The following is an 18822-nucleotide window of genomic DNA, read 5'->3' on the forward strand; positions in this document are numbered from 1 at the left end:
ATGAGAAAGCTTCTCATTCACATGCACATATTAATTAAAAACCATCATTTAGCACTTGCTCCATGACACAGTTGCTCCTGTTCAAATAAAAAAATGAAAAAACAAACCTTTCAGTATATCGGACCGCGTGGTGATCGGTCCCTACCGCATGATTCGTGTCAATTCGTGGTTATGGATTTCTCACAATATCTGTGCTTGTCCGAGCAATCTATGGTCGATTTAAACTTTGGTTACGGTTTGGCTGCTCTAAGTCCATTCATGGTTAAATTATTTTCCGATCCTTGCGTTCTTTCGCTGCCAAATTCAGGCTGACTGAAAACTATGAATTGGAATAGTCAGTTTCGCTTACATTGGATCGTTCGCATTTTGGGTGCTGGCTTACTGGCGGGAATGATTCTCAGTTGGAAGTTGTGGATTACTGACCGTCTGTATCCGCTATTTCCTGTTTGGGAATGGGTGCCTCAATTTACCCATCCGTTGGATATTATTTTTGTCCTGCTTTTCTTTGGATGTGTTACGTGGATGATCTATAAACCGGGTCGGCTTTTTATCGCCATCGTGTTGTCGTCGATGCTTATATTGGCACTACAGGATCAATCGCGCTGGCAACCCTGGTTCTACCAATATGGAATGATGCTGGTGCCGTTCCTGTTTCTGGCAGAACTTGGACACCTGGAGCAAACTCCATCCGATACGCACCATGCTCAGGGGGCATCCAAAAAAAGCCGTAAAAAGCGTCGGCGATTACTATCCCAAACGGGTGAAGTAGCTAGTGTAGCCTTGGGAATTCAACAGATGATCGTCATCATGGTATACATCTGGGGCGGGATTCATAAATGCCAGACAGGATGGATGAGTGTCTGGGAAAATAGCCTGATTAAACCGTTGTTGGAGTCTTGGGGAACCGAAGGAATCGGAGCTGCGCTTTTCGCATTTGGTTATGTGATTCCTGTGTTTGAAATACTCACGGGGCTCGGACTGCTTATTAAACGAACCAGGCATATTGCGATCATATGTGCATTGTTAACCCACCTCACGATCCTGGTCTTGTTGGGCCCGGTGAAAGGAACCATTTCGAACAGCGTTGTTTGGCCCTGGAATTTTGTGATGATGGTTCTCGTGGTGGTAGCGTTCTATAAACACGAGTGCTTTTCCTTGACGGGCATAAAGAACTCCAGGCTCCGAATCCCTGGGATGGTTATCGGCGCATTGCTGACCATTGCTCCTATTCTGTTCTACTTCGGTTTGTGGGATAGGTATCTTTCATTCAGTCTTTATGCCGGACAGCAACAACGCGTTCTCATCCGGGTGGATCCAAAAGCAATCGAGCATGTGCCGGAAGAATTAGTCCAGTATCTGTTCGATCCGAAAGCCCCCGATGGGCATCGAATCCTCTCCCTAAGCGGGTGGTCCATGGGTGAGTTGAATGTTCCCTTTGTCAGTGAATGGAGGATTATCCGTTCTTTGACTGAATGGTTTTGTGAGAATGACAAGTTGAGTCCTGGATTGGTGGTTTTTGTAGATCACCAACATTTGCCAGATATTCCGAGGCGCTATTTCCGATGCAATCAGATCGAAGAAATGGGAAGAGACAATTGATAAAAAAGGACGCATATTTTATCGAGGCTTGTCCATGGCGGCCTCTTGGCTATTTTCATTTCCAAGTCCCTTGGTATTAATCCTCCTTCATCTTGAATCAATTATGAGAATCAATTTAATTTCTTTAGCTCACATACCCTTCAGTCGCGGATGGATCGTCGGGAACATGCTTTGCATTGCGCTCGTTTTTCTCTCAGCTTTTAATGCTTCGAACGGTCAGGGAATCGAAGGCTATTATCGGTATCCGGCACTGCACAAGGATACGATCGTATTTTGTGCCGAAGGTGATCTTTGGACGGTTCCTGTTTCGGGTGGACTTGCTCGCCGGTTAACCTCTCATCTGGGAGAGGAGACCTATCCCAAAATTTCTCCGGATGGTAAAACGCTCGCCTTCACCGCAGCTTATGAGGGGCCGGAAGAACTTTACACCATGCCGCTGGAAGGTGGATTGCCCAAACGCTGGACCTTTGAGGCCGAGGCTTCGATCAGCACAGCGTGGACGCCGCAGGGAGAACTGGTTTACACCACGACTCATTTTTCCACCCTGCCGGACCTGCAATTGGTGGCTATTGATCCAGCTACCAGCGCGGTTCGACGGCTTCCTTTAAGCCAGGCCTCCGAAGCCAGTTTCGATGCATCGGGTAAAACGGTGTTCTTTGTCCGGCCTCCTTATCATCGCAATGTGACCAAGCGTTACTCGGGCGGCACGGCCCGCCAGATCTGGCGGTTTACCGAAGGTCAGGGAGAAGCGGTGAAACTGACCACCGATCATCCGGGGGAAAGCCATCATCCCATGTGGTGGAAAGGACGGGTGTACTTCATTACCGACCGGGATGGTACCATGAATCTCTGGTCCATGAAAGATACCGGTGGCGATCTGCAGCAGCACACCGAGCATCAGGATTTCGATGTGCGTCAGGCTTCCCTGTCGGAAGGAAAAATTGTTTACCACCGTGCCGGAGACATCCGACTCTATGACATCCGGTCCGGGAAGGATGCGGTAATCCCGATCAAGCTGGTAAGCGACCTGGACCAACTGCGGGAAAAGTGGGAAACCGAGCCCAACGATTATATTACCCATGTCTCGTTTCATCCGGAAGGAGAACAACTGGCCATAACGGCGCGCGGTCGTGTGTTTGTCATTCCGGTAAAAAGTGGCCGGACGGTTACCCTGTCCCGCAAGCCAGGGGTGCGCTACCGGGATGCAATGTTTTCCAGTGATGGTCAAAGTGTGATTACGCTTTCGGACGAGTCCTCGGAGTTTGAGTTTGAAAAACATCCGGCCACGGGTGTTGGGGAAACCGATACGTTAACCAGTGATGGGAAGGTCCTGCGCTTTGCCGCCCATCCGTCACCCGACGGGAAATGGGTGGCCTATGGCGATTTGAAGGAGGACCTCTGGCTGCTCGAACTGGCCACCGGCGACCAAAAGAAAATTTCCACCAACAACAATGGACTGGGTGATATCCGGTGGTCGCCGGACAGTCGCTGGATTGCCTTTGCCCAGCGGGCCGACAACACCTTCAGCCAGATCATGGTCTATCAGACGGAAGCGGGAACCGTCTTCCCCTTGACCACCGACCGGGCCAATAGCGTAGACCCCATTTGGCATCCGGATGGAAAGTGGATCTACTTTTTATCGGACCGCAATTTCGAGACCTTGGTAGGTCACCCCTGGGGGCCGAGGCAACCCGAGCCCTACTTCGACCGGCAAATGAAGATCTACCATGTCTCCCTGCAAGACGGGCTGCGTTCCCCGTTCCGGCCCGATGATGAGTTGCACGAGGATAAGCCGCCGAAAGAGAAATCTGAAACGGTTGATGACGACGGGAAACCGGATGCCTCCGCTGATGAGGAAGGGGAGAGCGATGAAGACTCCAGTGTTAAGAAGGAAGGTGCCGGCAAGTTGGTCACGATAGACGTCGAGGGAATCCAGCAGCGCATCCAGGAAGTGCCGGTTGCGCCCGGTAACTACGGGAGCTTGCAGGCCAACGACAAAGCACTCTTCTTCACCAAACGAGATACCGGAGCGGATGGAAAAACCCATGTGATGGGTCTTAAAATCGATAAGGACAAACCCAAGCCTGAACAAGTAACATCGGACGTTCGCACTTTTGCCATTTCCTCCAATGGGAAAAAAATGCTGATTTGGAAAGCTAAGAATTTCTATGTCGTCGACGCTGCTGCCAAAGCGGTTGGCAAACTGGACGACGCGAAAGTAGATTTGAGCAATTGGAGTTTTTCCATTGATGTAAGGGAAGATTGGCGACAGATATACACCGATGCCTGGCGGATGGAGCGCGATTACTTTTACGATCCGGGGATGCATGGTCTTGATTGGGATGCCATGTACCGGAAATACCTTCCCCTGGTGGATCATGTTACCACCCGGGATGAATTGTCCGATCTTATCGGCCGACTGGTGGGTGAGCTTTCCGCCTTGCACACCAGTGTGCGGGGAGGGGATCTGCGCGAAGGAAATGACGATGTTTCCGTTCCTTCCCTGGGCGCCCGCCTTGCCCGGGATGAATCCGCCGGTGGATATCGCATCGAATACATTTACCAGGCTGATCCTGATTACCCGAACGAACGCTCACCCCTGGATCATCCGGAGTTGAATGTCGGAGTGGACGATGTAATCACACAAATCAACGGAGTCTCCACCTTGTCCGTTACCGGCATTGGTGAGCTCCTGCGCAACCAGGCCGGAAAACAGGTTCGCCTGGGCATAAAAAAAGCCAACGGCGATTCACTTGATGCCATTGTCATTCCGACTTCCAACGGCTACCAGCTTCGCTACGATGATTGGGAATACGGTCGGCGACGAATAGTTGAGGCGCGCACGGAAAGCAGTATCGGCTATGTGCATTTACAAGCCATGGGTTCCGGTGATCTCGAGCAATGGTATCGCGAATTTTACCCGGTGTTCGATCGGCCAGGGCTGATTGTCGATGTGAGGCACAATCGTGGCGGCAATATCGAGAGTTTTATTTTGGAGAAACTCATGCGCACGGCTTGGATGTATTGGAAAGAGCGTGAATTCCGCTCCTCCTGGAACATGCAGTATGCGTTCCGCGGGCATATCATAGTGCTGACCGACGAATTGACGGCTTCCGATGGAGAGGCATTCGCCGAAGGATTTCAGCGGCTAGGGCTGGGGAAAGTTTTGGGGACGCGCACCTGGGGAGGAGAGATCTGGCTCAGTTCTTCCAACACGCTTTCGGACAACGGACTGGCGCGTGCCCCGATGATGGGTGTTTATGGACCAGACGGTAAGTGGCTGATCGAGCAGGTTGGGGTGATTCCGGATATCGAGGTGGACAACCCGCCCCACACCACCTTCAACGGTGAAGACGCGCAGCTCGATGCGGCGATAGCGTATCTACTGGCTGAAATCGAAAAGGATCCCCGCGACGTGCCGCCACCTCCGCCGTTTCCGGATAAGTCCTTTGAGAACAGACCGGCTGAATTCAGGAAATAAAACAGTTTAACCTCGCTAACTTATGTCCTTGAGAAAGAGGCAGGAAGTTCGAGATAGTGATCCCGGTTTTGTGAATTATCCTGATTGCCCCATGTTTTCAAATATACTCCTTCGGTCTTTTTTTCTAATAGTAACCTCCTTCGCACTGGTTGCTTGCAGGCGGACACAGGCCCCTCAGGAAGTCGAATGGCGTTCCTACAATGGCGATGTGGGCCGGACTAAGTATTCCCAACTGGACCAGATCAACACCGGCAATGTTAACCAGTTGGAGCTGGCCTGGCGGTTCCGGGTTGATGACTTCACACCCGGCAAGAGTTCGTCCTTTCAATTCAATCCGCTCATGGTGAATGGCAAGCTTTACCTGGCTTCGCAAAAACAAAAAATCTATGCGGTAAAGCCGGACACTGCTGAAGTCATCTGGGAATTTGATCCTTATAAAGGTTCCGAGGGAGCTGGTCAGACGCGAGGTGTACTGTATTGGGAAAGCGGGGATGATCGAAGAATTTATCATGGAGCAGGGAATTTTTATTATGCTATCAATGCGGATACGGGTGAGCTGGTCGAAAGCTTTGGTAATGGTGGAAAAATTGATATGTCTGAAAACCTGGATCACGATGGCATCTCCCGCCGGTTTCAAACACGGGTTCCCGGCGTGGTTTATAAGGACTTGTTGATTCTCGGTGGCAGTGTGGGCGAAGGACCCGACCAAGCGAACCCCGGGCATATTCGTGCCTTCGATGTTCGGACTGGCGAGCGTAAATGGATTTTTCACACGGTGCCTCATCCCGGAGAGTATGGGTATGAGACCTGGTCGCCCGATTCCTATAAATTCGTAGGTGGAACTAATGCTTGGGGTGGACTTACTTTAGATGAAGAGCGCGGTATCGTATTTCTTGGTACCGGCTCGGCGACCTACGACCACTGGGGCGGTAATCGGATCGGGGATAATTTATTTGCCAACTGCATTTTGGCGCTCAACGCGGAGACGGGGGAACGCATCTGGCATTACCAGACCGTGCACCACGACCTGTGGGACTACGATCTGCCAACACCGCCTACCCTGGTTACCCTGGTCAAGGACGGTAAAAAAATCGATGCCCTGGCCCAACCGAGCAAGATGGGGCACCTGTTTGTGCTTAACCGGGAAACCGGTGAACCGATTTTTGGCGTTGAGGAACGGCCTGTACCCGCTTCCGAAATACCGGGTGAATACACCTCGCCGACTCAACCCTTTCCTTTGAAGCCCGCCGCTTACACCGACCAGGATTTTACTTTGGATGATGTGACCGACCTGTCACCTGAATCCCGGTCCCATGTGTTGGATCAACTAAAGGAATTTAAGCTGGGACCCATCTTTACGCCTCCCGGTTTTGAGAAGCTGGTCATTGCTCCGCAGTTCAATGGTGGATCCGAATGGCCCGGCGCGGCCTTCGATCCGGAGGGAAATATACTTATCATAAATTCAAGCAACGAGGCCGAGTGGATTTCCATGCGGGAAGCCAAGTTCGACAAGGAGGTCGCACTTCCGGAACTCGGACAACGAATTTATCAATCCATCTGCGCCAATTGCCATGGTCTGGACGATGCCGGGAAAATGGCCGGCGTCGAACTGCCGGCCTTGCGCACAGTCAAGGATCGCTTGAGTCGGGAGGAAGTGATGAAAATCATCATCGAGGGTCGTGGGCAAATGCCGTCCTGGGCCTCCTTTTTGGATGTCGAAAGAGAGGCTGTCGTGGCCTTTCTTTTTGACGACCGTAAAGACGAGATGATCCAGACGGAAAACATCTCGTTTACCTGGACGGGAAACATTCCCTATATTTCCACGGGTCACCACGATTTTCACGATCAGGACGGTTACCCCATCAATAAACGTCCCTGGGGCCAGTTGCATGCCATCGATATGAACACCGGTGACTTCAAATGGTCGGTCCCATTGGGAACGTATCCGGAACTGGAAGCCAAGGGTTACTCTCCGACCGGTACTTTCAATATCGGCGGTCCGGTTGTCACCCAAGGCGGATTGATTTTTATCGGTGCTACCCTGGACAAGCGTTTCCGGGCTTTTGATAAACAAAGCGGCAAGGAGTTGTGGCACTATCAAATGGATGGTTCCGGTTATGGCACACCCGCTACTTACCTGTTCAATGGAAGGCAGTATGTGATAATGAATGGTAGCGGGGGAGGCATTCACCAAACGCCGTCGAGCGACAGCTACTACTGTTTTGCTTTACCTGAGTGAGCGCTGATCAACACGTAGGGCTCGATGCTCGCATCGATGCCATTGTATCGCGGCCAAATTTCAGAGGTCGAGTTGGGAGCAACTGACACTACATATCTAATTGAAAAAGGTCACGAAAAGGGTCAATGTTCATATTTCATATTTATGCTCTCTCCGGATACTTTTTTTCCTATTCCCACTAATTTTCTAAGATTGTTCTTGGTAGAGTGATGTGATTCATTTGTATAACTTCTTTCACTTTTCTACTGAGAGAGATAGGGCAAATTTTTATGAATATGAAATATGAACATCGACCCCATACATAGACCGCTACATCTAGTTTTACGGATCAAGCACTTGAGTATGTTAGTACGATCAATTCGAAGATAATACTAATTGACGGAGATCGATTATCATCTTTGATGTTTGATTATTCAGTTGGTGTTTCATTGGCAAGTATGTATGAATTGAAGAGAATCGACACTGATTACTTTGAGGGCGAATAATGGTAGAACAGTTAAAGGAGCCATTAGAAAACTAGTCTGGCCAACTTTATCTCGCGAGGGGTGAATCCAGAAAACAGAATGCGAGCAAAAAAAGGATTACATGAAAGGCGAAAAAATATATGAATACGATCTTGATATCACAGGGGCGACGGACTTCGGCGTTACGCTAGAGGCTATCCTGTCAGGTCAGTCCAAAATCCCGCCGCAAGGTGCTCGCGTTGATGTAGCCTTTGCTGGACAAGCCACCGGTCGGCTTACTGGGAAGGTAAGCGGCGTGGACTACCTTCGGATACGCAGCGACGGTCGAATGGACCTGGATATTCGCGCTACGATCGAAACACAGGACGGTCACAAGATTGCACTATCTGCCGATGGAGTAGGTGTGCCGCGGGCTGCTGAACCCATTGCCGACCTCTGTGAGAACGTAACCCTCGCCACGGCTGCAGAAAACTATGTTTGGGTCAATGCGAGACAGGTCTGGGCAGTTGGGACCGTGAACTTGGCCACTGGCAAGATTCACCTAGACGCTTATATGCAGTAAGCATGGAGGCTAACCAGGCAGTCGATGAAATGACTGGAAGCTCCGCTCCCAGCCATTCATCACTTTGACGTTTGGAGAAGGTATAAGTAACCACAGATTACAGATTTACACAGATGCGCTCCGGACAATTCGAAAAGAAAAAATCAGTACCTATCAGCGCAATCAGCCGTGCCGTGGCGTAGCCTTGGCGGAGACTGGTGGTTAAAAGAAAAGAGAAGAATGAATCAGGATCTCAAAACTGAATTGCTTTGAGTCCTCTAGATTTCTAAAGCGACCGAAAATACCTGTAGCGATGCTGTTGCTGACGAGCCTTAGGTTCCAGCCATCGTAATTTGCCTGATTGGTTATTCAGGTTTTTTCAGGACATAGAAATAATACTTGGTGCGGCCTTCGACGAATGCACGGTAGGTGTTACTTTGGCTGGTCATGCAAAATTCTTTGAATTGGTTTCGCAAAAGCCGTGGACACTTTTTCTCAATCAAAGCCTCGCGAATGGGAGAGGCTGTTTTAAGCGCTTCTAAAACGGATTCGGTGAGGTCTATGTGTCTGCTGATGTGCCAGTCGGTTTGCTGAATAGCTAATTCGACTTTTTCAATAGAGTGGTCTGATGAAGGTTTGGCATAGATAAAATCCAGATACATGAAACAGCCTCCTGGCTTTGTAATACGAAACGCTTCGGAGAAGAATTTCTCTTTCTGCTGAATCATGTGTGACGTTTCGATGGAGAGCAAAAAATCAAACGATGCATTGTCGAAGCGAAGGTCGCTGGCGTCTCCTATTTCAAATGACAAGTTATTCGCCTTGTAGCGGTTTTTGCTTAATCGAATCGATTGAGTCGAAAAATCTATTCCTACAACTGACTTGGGTTGGAATCGATCTGCTATGTATGCGGCACCGCCCCCACGTCCACACCCGATTTCGAGTAAGCGTTTTTCTGAAAAGTAGGTTGGGTATTGTTGAGCTACGTAATGATACAGTTCCAAGCCCAGTCGGGAAATCGCGTTTTCTCCATACTCTTCCCCCACTTGGAACCCTGACTTTGGTACCAGGCCACAGTTGAGCGTTTGGAGGTCCGCGTTTTTTCGCATGACCCAGTTCAGTACATTGTAGGTGCATTTCTGGGCCGGTTTGCTTCGGCGGATTTTACGAATCAGGGACATGGCTGCAAAATATCGTCTGGGCGAATTCCGGAATATGGGAAGTAATGATTGGAATAAGACTAATGGTTATATCAACTCCAAGCGTCAGCAATAATTTCGTTCAAAGATAAATAGCTGGAATACTGAAAGGTCCTCCCCTAAGGATCGACCTAAAGAAATATCAAGCTCCTATGCCCGACACTCCATTTTACGAAACTGATAAAGCTGTTTCGGAATATTTATTATTCCACTACGGTTCCGCTGATGAAATTCTACCTTATGCCAACGGACCGGTTTCCGCCCTGAATTACCCGGTACGGTGTGTTGTAGAGTGTGTTGATTCAGGTATTTTGTCCAATGACGCTCGTGCGCTTGATCTGGGATGTGCTGTCGGTCGGTCCAGTTTTGAATTAGCACGGCTATGCACAAGTGTCCTGGGTATCGATTACTCTCATCGTTTTATTGAAGCGGCGGATTTGCTTAAAGCTTCGGGTTCAATTCGGTACCATCGTGCGGATGAAGGAGCTTTGGTCACTGAATTGGAAGCCAGAATACCGGAAGGATTGGATGCCAGCAGCGTTACCTTCCAGCAAGCCGATGCTACTGCATTGCCGGATGATCTCGGAACCTTTGATGTGATTTTAGCGGCGAATTTGATTGATCGCTTAATTCAACCGATGGCTTTTTTAAACGCGTTGCCAAAGCTCATGAATCCCGGTGGTCAACTGGTTATCACCTCGCCCTACACCTGGCTTGAGGAATATACGCCGAAGGAAAACTGGCTGGGAGGTTATGAGGCTGAAAGTGGTGTTGTTCGAACCATCGATGGGTTGGAAGCTGCCTTGTCCAAGCATTTCGTGAAAGTCCGTGTTTTGGATTTGCCGTTCCTGATCCGGGAGCATGCACGCAAGTTTCAATGGAGTGTGGCGCAGGGTTCCGTTTGGATCCGAAAGAGTGATTCCTGATTCGCTGGCGGCTGCTACAAGTAGTCACAGGTTATAGGGCGCGTTTTAATTTTAATGAGTGTAATATCTCATTTCAGAAAATTGGTTGCCCGATTTGAGAACTCATAAAAATAGATTATAAGTACACTTTAAATAGAAGTGTAACCTAAAACTTTATTTTTGCTATGAGCCTTTTGCATCCTGAATTAGAAAAGTGTCATTCCTATTTGGCATATTACTTGGCAGACAAAAAGAAATATGTTCCTCCCCCAAGAACGGGGCAACCTTTTGTCACGATATCGCGGGAGACCGGCGCGGGAGGGCATACCTTGAGCAAGATGCTACGAGGTTATCTGGATATGAAGTGGCCCCTGCCGCATAATGATTGGACTGTGTTCGACAAAGATCTCGTGGAAATGTCCATGAAGGAACATGGACTGCCAGAACGTTTTTCGAAGTATCTTCCGGAGAAACGAGTCTCGGAAATTGAATCCTTGATTGGTGAATTGGCGGGGCTCCATCCATCTTTGTGGGAATTAAATCAGCTCGTGTTTAAATCGCTGCTTCATTTCGGAAATATCGGTGGTGTTATTCTGATCGGCCGTGGATCTCATATTATTACGAGGAGGTTGCATAACGGTCTCCATTTGCGCTTGGTTGGAAGCTTGGAACAACGCGTGAAGCGGGTTGTAGATTATCATAACATATCGGCCAAGGAGGCAAAGAGCTTCATCAAAAAAGGAGATCGGGAACGAGAATTATGGATAAAGGATAACTTTAATGAAGCTATCGACGATCCGTTGGCTTATGATCTGACTATTAATACCGACAATCTTTCGATGGAAGACATTGCCTCGTTGGTGGGTTGTTTTTTTACGAAACGGCGCACGGCCATCGTTTAAATAATATCTCGCAGACGTTTGTCCGGATTTTTCAGTTGATTTCAGTAAGACGGAGCTGCCTTATGCTCAGAATCCTCGCTTGAGCATTCCATGGTTCCGGTAATTAGATCATCTTTTAAAAGTTACATCTGTTGTTTGGCCTCACGAAATGATTGAGTCCAAGCATCAAGGGCTTTGGCATCCGGAGTTTCCACACAGTCCTAAACGATGGCCGTTTTTCTACGGTTGGGTAATTGTTGCGGTCGGGACTTTTGGAATCATTTGCAGTATTCCTGGTCAGACGATGGGGGTCGGCGTGTTTACGGATTTCCTCATCGAGGGTTTGGGGCTCACGCGCATGCAGTTAAGCATGGCCTATTTTTTTGGAACAACGATGAGTGGCTTGATGCTTCCATTCGGTGGGCGAGCTTACGATGTGTTCGGGAGTCGTAAGACGGCGGTACTCGTTTCGTTTTGTTTGGGCTTGGTTCTCATTTATTTGGGGTTCTCGGATTACATCTCTAATTGGGCTCAGGCGGTAACGGGTAGTGCTCATTGGTGGGTGCCCTTTTGTGTCATTCTGTTCGGATTCTTTTCCCTCAGGTTTACAGCTCAGGGAATGCTCACCATGGCCTCGCAGGCCATGATTGGGAAATGGTTTCATGAGCGGCGTGGATTGATCATGTCGATTAGTGGAATGTGGGTCAGTATTTCATTTTCCATTACTCCTTGGGTTTTCAGCTGGATAATAAACCTGGTGGGGTGGCGCAATTCCTGGTTGCTCATGGCGCTTGCAATGATGGGGGGTGTGACGCTGTTGTGCTACCTATTCTTCCGGGACAATCCGGAGGAGTGTGGACTGGAGATGGATGGCCCGCTAAAGGGAACCGGTTCGAAACGGATTCACCCCGATAAAGTTTTCGTGCGTGATTTTACCAGAGCCGAAGCAGTTAGGACGATGGCCTTCTGGGCCTTTGCTGCTGCATTTGCGTGGATGGCGTTGTTTGGCACTGGTTATACCTTTCATGTGATAGCCATTTCGGAGGAGATCGGTATCGAACCTTCGACCATGCTGGTGTTATTTATTCCCTCGGCGATTTCGGGAGTGCTGGCCAATTTCCTGATTGGTTACCTAAGCGATTATGTCAGAATTAAATATGTCCTGATGGGGGTTATCTGCGGTATGTTTTGTTTTCCTTTAGGGCTACTGATTCTTCCAAAATCTGTTGGATTTGTCGTGATGGTTTTGGGAATGGGCATTTGCAATGGGGCCTATGCAAACTTCAGTGGGAATGTATGGCCGCGATTTTTTGGGCGCATCCACTTGGGTGCCATTCATGGACTCAATGGATCGATTGCTGTAATCGCAAGTGGGATGGGTCCCGTTTTGTTTACCATTTTCAAGGACCATGGCTCTGGATTCACTGGAATATTTTGGGGAGGCTTAATAGTTCCGTTGGGAATCCTGGGGTTGAGTTTCTATGCCGATAATCCTCAACGGAAGCTGGCGGAAAAGACTTAGCAACTTTACCCAAACGTTTTATACGCCTTCAATGGTGCAAATGGTATCCTAATTTTAAACAACGAGTTTTGGATATTAATATTGATTTTCAAAACCTCACAAAAAGTGAACTTACAAAAACGCACCTTCGAAGGCTAAATTTGACATGCGCGAGGAACTGCGTTCCAGTCCACAACCCGCTTGGTCACGTAGAAGCCTGCGCTCCGGCGTTTGCTTGTGAACCGCGCCTTCCGCCGTCGCCCAAGGGCGTGACAGGTGTTCCTCATCCCATTGGGGTGATGTCACTTCGTTCGGTACAATTTTTTGAAACAATTGAGTTTATCTCCGCGTTATCGGTTTTAAACGAATCTCGGCTGAATCGCCTACGCAGCGATAACCGATCTTTTGGTAAATACTGTTTGAAGTGGGGTTATTGAGGTCGGTGTAAAGAGCTGTAAATTTCCATCCTTCATCCAGCAGTTTTTGCGTGAGTTGAGCAACACACTCAGTCGCGTGACCTTTCCTTCTGAACTCGGCCGGAGTGTAGACCATATTTACAGTGATCCCATTTACCATGGGCCTTGCAAAAGCGGCGGTTGAAACGGGTTGACCTTCGAGTTCGTAGAAAAAATACATGCCCAATTCAATTTCTGTGGCGATCCGCTCCCTGATCTCTGAGCGCAACGGTTCTCGATTCAGGACATCTATATAAAAAGCGATCATCCAATCTGTAAGCAAATCCAGCTCCGATGGCTCAACCTTGCGAAGTGTCCCAGAACCCAGAAGTGATGGGTCAACCTCACGGCATTCGTATAAGCCTTGTTCCATGTTGAAGTAGCTTTCCAGGTTGAATGCGTCTTTCGCCAGATTCGAAAATGTATCGGCGAGATACTTTCGCGCGACGACACCGGGAACCTCCTTATTCTTTTCTTTAAGGTATTCTAAAAAGCATTCCAATGCGGGCTCACAATTTCCTTCAGGTGCCCAAAGGCCAAACGGGAACGGCGGGGTTCGCCAACCGGCCAGTTTGATTTCTCCTTCATCTTCAATCCTGAACCAGAAGTGGTCGTCCTCCTGAAGAGCTTCCTGTTCGCAGTAAAGAATGAGCAACCCCATGAAGAGATTATTCTGTGACTCATTTTCGAGGAGCAGGGGCTCGATTAATTTCCTTAATGTCTGAGGATCCTTGTGCTCTGTGACCTCCATGTTTCAAGGGGATTTTAGTGCAAGAAACTTCGGATACCCGTGTGAATGTGTACCATGCCGTACTCGTCCGTTGCCTGGATGACATCGTCCTGACGGAAGCTGCCACCTGTTTCGACTATGTATTGAACATTGGTGCGACTCGCTCGGTCAATGTTGTCGCGGAAAGGGATAAATGCATCCGAAGCCAGGGTAATGCCAGCAAACGTGTTGATCCACTGCGCTTTCTCTTCTTTTGAAATCGGTTCCGGGTGTTCAATGAATCCTTCAAGCATCATGGCCTCTTCGCGGTAGCTGAGCGAATCCCACAGAAGGTATTGGTCGATCAAATTGGTTTTGGCGACCTTGGGTAGCTTATCCTGAAATTGTAGTGCTCTTACTTTTGGGTGACGTTGGAGGAACCATTTCTCCGCTTTGTCACAAGCGAGCCGTGTGCAATGGATGCGTGATTGTTGTCCGGCTCCCAATCCAACGATTTGTCCATCATATGCCAGGGCGATGGAGTTTGATTGAGTGTATTTCAATGTGATGGCAGCTACCAATAAAGTCTGGTAAATGCTTTCCGGCATGTCGGTATTTCTAGAAACAATTTCTGTAAGATTCTCCCGGGTAATGGTTGTCGCATTGCGTTCCTGGGAAAGCTGAATTCCGTATAGTTCTCGTGTTTCAAATGGATCTGGCTCGAAGTCCGCATCGATTTCGAAAATCAGAAAGTTACCTTTTTTCTTTTGTTTGAGGATCTCTAGAGCTTCTGGTTCGTAACCAGGCGCAATGATCAAATCACAGACTTCGGTTTTTAAAAACTGAGCCAGGCTCACGTCGACGACATCGCTTACCGCTGCCGCATCTCCGAATGAGCACATACGATCGCCGCCACGAGCGCGCACATAGGCACTTGCCAAAGGAGAGAAGTCGGTCGTTTTGAGAAATTGGGATTCTTTAAACGCCTCATCGATCTCTTTTGCCACCGCTGCACCGGCAGGACTGACATGCTTGTAAGAAGCAGCACTCGGCAGACCTGTTGCTTCGCGGAGTTCCTTTACCAACTGCCAGGCTGTCAGGGCATCGAGCAAGTTGATGTAGGAGGGAGCACCGTTTAACAGCCTCAAGGGTTCCTTACCCGAAGAAAAAGTAATGGGTTTGGTTTTCTGGTGAGGATTCGCGCCGTAGCGAAGTTCAATCATGAGTCGGATCGGATAAGAGAGTTGGATTAAAAGGGATTTGCGGAATGCAGCAGCTTTGGAGTCCTTCCCTTTTTGTCACGGCAATTTTTTTAGATTATTTTGCCAGGCCATTAAAACCTAATTCAGGGCGTCGCCTTAGATCCTTTCGAACTGATAAACCTAAGAGCCAAATAGGTCGTTGCTCCCATGACTCCGAGTGCAAGATCCCGCAAAGTGTTTCGAGCACTTATTTGGATACGGGTATCCAGGAATATGTCCGAGAAGAGCTCAGCAAATTCCCAGAACAAGGCAGCAAAGCAGGCGAGTCCAAATGCGATAAGATCGAAACCCAGTGAAGAGGGAGTCCCTACCCATTGCGGAATTAGTTCTGCGGCGCGCCGAATAAAATAAGCGATGGCTGCTCCGCCTAGAAAGTGCATCGCGGGATCCACGTAAGGCTCGTGGCCCAAGAGCCTTCCCAAAATCGCATGTGCTATAAATACTCCCAATGGAGCCCATGCGACTTCTTTACTGATTTGTATAACTGTCTGTTTCATTACGCTAAGAGTTACTACCCATAATTCCTGCGGAAGTTTCATTCTCATTACAGAACCCGCGGCCTTCTTGAAATCGACTTTTATGTTGGAGGATGCAAATAAACCCAGGTTGCTCCCCAGCCTCCGGATCTGTCGTCGCCGAGATGGAAGCTTTTCACTGTTTCAAGTTTCGGCAAGAGTGCATGAACCGTGGTTTTCAAAGTGCCAATACCTTTCCCATGAACCACCCTTACTTTGAGTATCCCTTTCTCCTGACAAAGCTCCAGGTAGTCGGTGACGAGATCCTTGATTTCGTTGGGACGAAATTGGTGAAGGTCCAATTCACCGTCGATGGGATATTCGACAGGCTCCATGATTAGCTTTTCTGAATTTCCGGAACCGGTGCGTTAGCAAGAACGCCCGCCTTCGGTTTGGGGTTCAGCCCGAAGGGAGCCTGGGAGAGGCGGGAGAGAAGGTTCGAGCACACCCTTGGCCTTGGGCCAGGCGATGAGAGCTTCCGCAATCATCCAAACTTCGAGTGCTACCGTGGCGACGCCGATAAAGACCAGGTGCCATTGTTGGAGAGCGAGCCAACCGTTGGGTTTGAAAAGTTCAACTCCCATGGCGAGCCCGGGCAGGAGCAGCATGAAAACGGTCGGAATGGCTACGAAGAAAATGGGAAGGTTGCGACGCCACATCCAGAAAGTAATCACTAGAAATGCGAGTCCGCCGAGGAGCTGATTAGTTGCCCCAAAAAGTGGCCAGAGGATGAGTCCGCCTTTCCCGGCTGAGGCCCAACCCCATGGAGAACCTGGCAGTGGGATGGCTGCTATGAGGCCCGCGAGGACGATGGCGAAAACGGTTGCTCCGTGTTTGTTTGTTAACCAGCCGAGAGGATTCCGGCTGGCGGATTTGCCGCTTGCGAGGTCGCTGGTTCCTGGTTGAGGAGCAAATGTGGATGCCAGTTCCTGAATGACGTAGCGTTGCAGTCGACAGGCAGTGTCGAGAGTGGTGGCAGCAAACGACGCCACAAATACCCCCATGAGTGCTACGGAGAAAGCAGCGGAGAGACCCAGTGCTCGCAGGAAATTTGCAGAGCCTTCGATAAAAGCACCAATCTTGGCACCCAGACCTTGGGCTGTGTTCCAGGATTCGTAACGTGCATCATAGGCCGCGCTTCCGGTGAGTAATTCTCCTCCGGCAGAAGCGGCACCGAGTCCGAGTCCGGCAACGCAGGCAAGTATCACCAGGGTGGCGAGGAAGCCTTCCGTGAGCATGGATCCATAACCGACGAATTGGGCGTCGGTTTCACATTTAATCTGTTTGGACGATGTGCCGGAAGAAACGAGGCAATGAAATCCGCTGACAGCACCACAGGCTATAGTGATGAACAGAAAGGGGAAAATCCATGGTGCGCCTTCCGGAGCCCAGCGAAAAGCAGGGGCAACAATTTCCAGGCTGATGCGACCTGTTTCTGCCGCAATGGGAGCTCCACCAATGATGGCAGCGACGCCGAGTCCAAGGACGACGAGTGCCAGGGCCGAAAGCAATTGAAGGGAATTAATAAAGTCGCGAGGTTGAAGCAGGGTCCAGACGGGTAGCACTGAGGCTATGTAAGAATAGATGAGGAGAACCAGAACCCAGGCGAAGAGACTGAGACCGTCATTGAGTACACCAGGTTCGCCACCCAGGGTATGGTTGACCACGTGGAAAATTCCCCAGTCGCTGAAAATGATGGAGACATACATGACGACGAGGGCGATGACTGAAGGTATGAGAATATTTATGCCCTGACGATGGAGAGATACGCCGATAAAAACGGCGATGGGTATTTGGACAAGACAGGGAAAAATCGCTGAAGGGTAGAGGTCAAAAACGTTGGCAATGACGAGACCGAAGATGGCCAATACAATTGTGAGAGCCATAAATAGTATTGAGAGAAACAAAAGCCGGGTGCGCTTTGTTAGTATACGTCCTGCAATGTCCCCTACAGTCTGTCCACGATTTCGAATGGAAACAACCAGACTTCCGAAGTCGTGCACCGCGCCGATAAGAATGGATCCAAACAGGACCCAGAGAAGCGCGGGGACCCACCCCCAAATAACGGCTAGAGCCGGGCCGACGATGGGGCCTGTTCCAGCGATGGAGGTAAAGTGATGCCCAAAGATGATCCCTTTTTTGGTGGGGACAAAGTCCTTGTCGTCGTTGAGCGCAACACTTGGGACGATCGCATCGGGGTCGAGTTTGAAGATTTTACCTGCGAGCCATTTGCCGTAGGTGTTATAGGCGATTAGATAGAGAACGAGAGCTCCTAGAGCGATTGCTAGCGTAGACATGGATTAAGAATTGGTTTTTTAGGGTTTTAATAGGTCTGGCAGGACAGCGTCAAGACTTGGGAAAGCCTTAGAGGTTGGTTTATGTTTTCTTTGCGAATTTCCGGTATTCTCTTGTGCGATGCGCTTTGAATTCTCACCTCTCCGATGTGATTCTGAATTGAACAGCTAAAATAACAGTTTTTTTACAATTCTTTTGCAGGCATTTTTCTTCGAGAGGAGGGATTTAAAAATATCTGCGGATTCTAAAACCATATGGTGGAAACTCTCCAAATCGCTGTAAGCCTTATAAAATAAGGGAATATATTCATATAAAATCGAAGTGTAAGGTAAATATCCAGAGCATAATGCAGAGAAGCTCCATAGCACAATAGGGGATACCCCTATATATTAATTTCAGTAAATTTGGTAAATTAAGTGTGAAATTTGATTGATTCACCTTATTACCAAACAAGAAAATGACACTTTTAAAAACCTTACTAAAGATCCTGGTCCTAGCGGTTTTTGCGATTTCTTTCATGTCTTTTGACCTGGCTTCACTAAATGTTGGTCAAAAAGCAGTTAACATGCTTCGTGAAAATCCCATAGGAGTAGGGATATTCGGCGGAATTATATTGATGGTCTTAGTATCCGACCACATGGTCGGTCCTAAGCATGTTTCTTGATCCGGAGCGTTGCCTATTTGATTAACACACTAGATAGACCCTGTTCGAAAAGCCGCTGGTTGTCCGTAAAATGCGCATGATAAAGTTTTGGAAAACCAGTATTAAGGCTTGA

General features: G+C 48.9%; 15 protein-coding genes and 1 pseudogene. 9 read left to right on the forward strand and 7 right to left on the reverse strand.

Features of this window, described 5'->3' with window-relative positions; genetic code table 11:
• Nucleotides 1-321 precede the first annotated feature (321 nt).
• The 5 genes and pseudogenes from O3C43_20070 (at nt 322) to O3C43_20090 (ending at nt 8345) form a co-directional block, all read left to right on the forward strand.
• Entirely contained in the window at nt 322-1599 is a 1278-nt protein-coding gene (locus O3C43_20070) for an HTTM domain-containing protein (protein ID MDA1068789.1), read from the forward strand.
• Nucleotides 1600-1702: 103 nt separating this feature from the next.
• On the forward strand, nt 1703-5080 hold the full coding sequence (locus O3C43_20075; protein ID MDA1068790.1) for a S41 family peptidase: 3378 nt from the start codon (nt 1703-1705) through the stop codon (nt 5078-5080).
• 22 nt (nt 5081-5102) lie between these two features.
• Nucleotides 5103-7319, forward strand: a complete 2217-nt coding sequence (locus O3C43_20080; GenBank protein ID MDA1068791.1) for a pyrroloquinoline quinone-dependent dehydrogenase — start codon at nt 5103-5105, stop codon at nt 7317-7319.
• 323 nt (nt 7320-7642) lie between these two features.
• A pseudogene (locus O3C43_20085) lies at nt 7643-7804 on the forward strand (restriction endonuclease).
• A 100-nt stretch (nt 7805-7904) separates the two neighbouring features.
• Nucleotides 7905-8345: a DUF3237 family protein gene (locus O3C43_20090; protein MDA1068792.1), complete on the forward strand. Its 441-nt coding sequence runs from the start codon at nt 7905-7907 to the stop codon at nt 8343-8345.
• 344 nt (nt 8346-8689) lie between these two features.
• On the opposite strand, the gene O3C43_20095 is transcribed toward O3C43_20090, so the two are convergent.
• Nucleotides 8690-9505 (reverse strand): methyltransferase domain-containing protein, encoded by an 816-nt coding sequence (locus O3C43_20095; protein ID MDA1068793.1) that lies wholly within the window; start codon nt 9503-9505, stop codon nt 8690-8692.
• Between the two features lie 170 nt (nt 9506-9675).
• Between O3C43_20095 and O3C43_20100 the strand changes: the two genes are divergently transcribed.
• The 3 genes from O3C43_20100 (at nt 9676) to O3C43_20110 (ending at nt 12831) form a co-directional block, all read left to right on the forward strand.
• Nucleotides 9676-10449, forward strand: coding sequence for a putative 4-mercaptohistidine N1-methyltransferase (locus tag O3C43_20100; protein ID MDA1068794.1), 774 nt, complete (start codon nt 9676-9678; stop codon nt 10447-10449).
• 164 nt (nt 10450-10613) lie between these two features.
• Nucleotides 10614-11330, forward strand: a complete 717-nt coding sequence (locus O3C43_20105; GenBank protein ID MDA1068795.1) for a cytidylate kinase-like family protein — start codon at nt 10614-10616, stop codon at nt 11328-11330.
• Between the two features lie 148 nt (nt 11331-11478).
• Entirely contained in the window at nt 11479-12831 is a 1353-nt protein-coding gene (locus O3C43_20110) for an MFS transporter (protein ID MDA1068796.1), read from the forward strand.
• Between the two features lie 111 nt (nt 12832-12942).
• Here O3C43_20110 and O3C43_20115 read toward each other — a convergent pair whose 3' ends face one another.
• From O3C43_20115 to O3C43_20140, 6 genes are all read right to left on the reverse strand, one after another.
• On the reverse strand, nt 12943-13116 hold the full coding sequence (locus O3C43_20115) for a hypothetical protein (GenBank protein MDA1068797.1): 174 nt from the start codon (nt 13114-13116) through the stop codon (nt 12943-12945).
• Between the two features lie 33 nt (nt 13117-13149).
• Entirely contained in the window at nt 13150-14016 is an 867-nt protein-coding gene (locus O3C43_20120; GenBank protein MDA1068798.1) for a GNAT family N-acetyltransferase, read from the reverse strand.
• Between the two features lie 14 nt (nt 14017-14030).
• The gene (locus tag O3C43_20125) at nt 14031-15224 is read right to left on the reverse strand and encodes a phosphoribosylaminoimidazolecarboxamide formyltransferase (protein MDA1068799.1); all 1194 of its coding nucleotides are present in this window, start codon (nt 15222-15224) and stop codon (nt 14031-14033) included.
• 95 nt (nt 15225-15319) lie between these two features.
• Nucleotides 15320-15733 (reverse strand): hypothetical protein, encoded by a 414-nt coding sequence (locus tag O3C43_20130; GenBank protein MDA1068800.1) that lies wholly within the window; start codon nt 15731-15733, stop codon nt 15320-15322.
• A gap of 80 nt (nt 15734-15813) precedes the next feature.
• Entirely contained in the window at nt 15814-16086 is a 273-nt protein-coding gene (locus tag O3C43_20135) for a Smr/MutS family protein (protein ID MDA1068801.1), read from the reverse strand.
• Between the two features lie 33 nt (nt 16087-16119).
• Nucleotides 16120-18048, reverse strand: coding sequence for a carbon starvation protein A (locus tag O3C43_20140; protein ID MDA1068802.1), 1929 nt, complete (start codon nt 18046-18048; stop codon nt 16120-16122).
• A gap of 455 nt (nt 18049-18503) precedes the next feature.
• On the opposite strand from O3C43_20140, the gene O3C43_20145 reads away from it, so the two are divergent.
• A complete protein-coding gene (locus O3C43_20145) occupies nt 18504-18710 on the forward strand; it encodes a hypothetical protein (protein ID MDA1068803.1) in 207 nt (68 codons plus the stop codon).
• Nucleotides 18711-18822: the final 112 nt, after the last annotated feature.

It is taken from the genome of Verrucomicrobiota bacterium, assembly GCA_027622555.1.
Classification (GTDB): Bacteria; Verrucomicrobiota; Verrucomicrobiia; order Opitutales; family UBA2995; genus UBA2995.

Bases quoted from the DNA above. Each gene is read 5' to 3' on its own strand.
- O3C43_20135 (MDA1068801.1), bottom strand. From the start codon at position 16,086: ATGGAGCCTGTCGAATATCCCATCGACGGTGAATTGGACCTTCACCAA.
- O3C43_20100 (MDA1068794.1), top strand. From the start codon at position 9,676: ATGCCCGACACTCCATTTTACGAAACTGATAAAGCTGTTTCGGAATAT.
- O3C43_20140 (MDA1068802.1), bottom strand. From the start codon at position 18,048: ATGTCTACGCTAGCAATCGCTCTAGGAGCTCTCGTTCTCTATCTAATC.
- O3C43_20070 (MDA1068789.1), top strand. From the start codon at position 322: ATGAATTGGAATAGTCAGTTTCGCTTACATTGGATCGTTCGCATTTTG.
- O3C43_20130 (MDA1068800.1), bottom strand. From the start codon at position 15,733: ATGAAACAGACAGTTATACAAATCAGTAAAGAAGTCGCATGGGCTCCA.
- O3C43_20075 (MDA1068790.1), top strand. From the start codon at position 1,703: ATGAGAATCAATTTAATTTCTTTAGCTCACATACCCTTCAGTCGCGGA.
- O3C43_20095 (MDA1068793.1), bottom strand. From the start codon at position 9,505: ATGTCCCTGATTCGTAAAATCCGCCGAAGCAAACCGGCCCAGAAATGC.
- O3C43_20120 (MDA1068798.1), bottom strand. From the start codon at position 14,016: ATGGAGGTCACAGAGCACAAGGATCCTCAGACATTAAGGAAATTAATC.
- O3C43_20105 (MDA1068795.1), top strand. From the start codon at position 10,614: ATGAGCCTTTTGCATCCTGAATTAGAAAAGTGTCATTCCTATTTGGCA.
- O3C43_20145 (MDA1068803.1), top strand. From the start codon at position 18,504: ATGACACTTTTAAAAACCTTACTAAAGATCCTGGTCCTAGCGGTTTTT.
- O3C43_20090 (MDA1068792.1), top strand. From the start codon at position 7,905: ATGAAAGGCGAAAAAATATATGAATACGATCTTGATATCACAGGGGCG.
- O3C43_20080 (MDA1068791.1), top strand. From the start codon at position 5,103: ATGTCCTTGAGAAAGAGGCAGGAAGTTCGAGATAGTGATCCCGGTTTT.
- O3C43_20110 (MDA1068796.1), top strand. From the start codon at position 11,479: ATGATTGAGTCCAAGCATCAAGGGCTTTGGCATCCGGAGTTTCCACAC.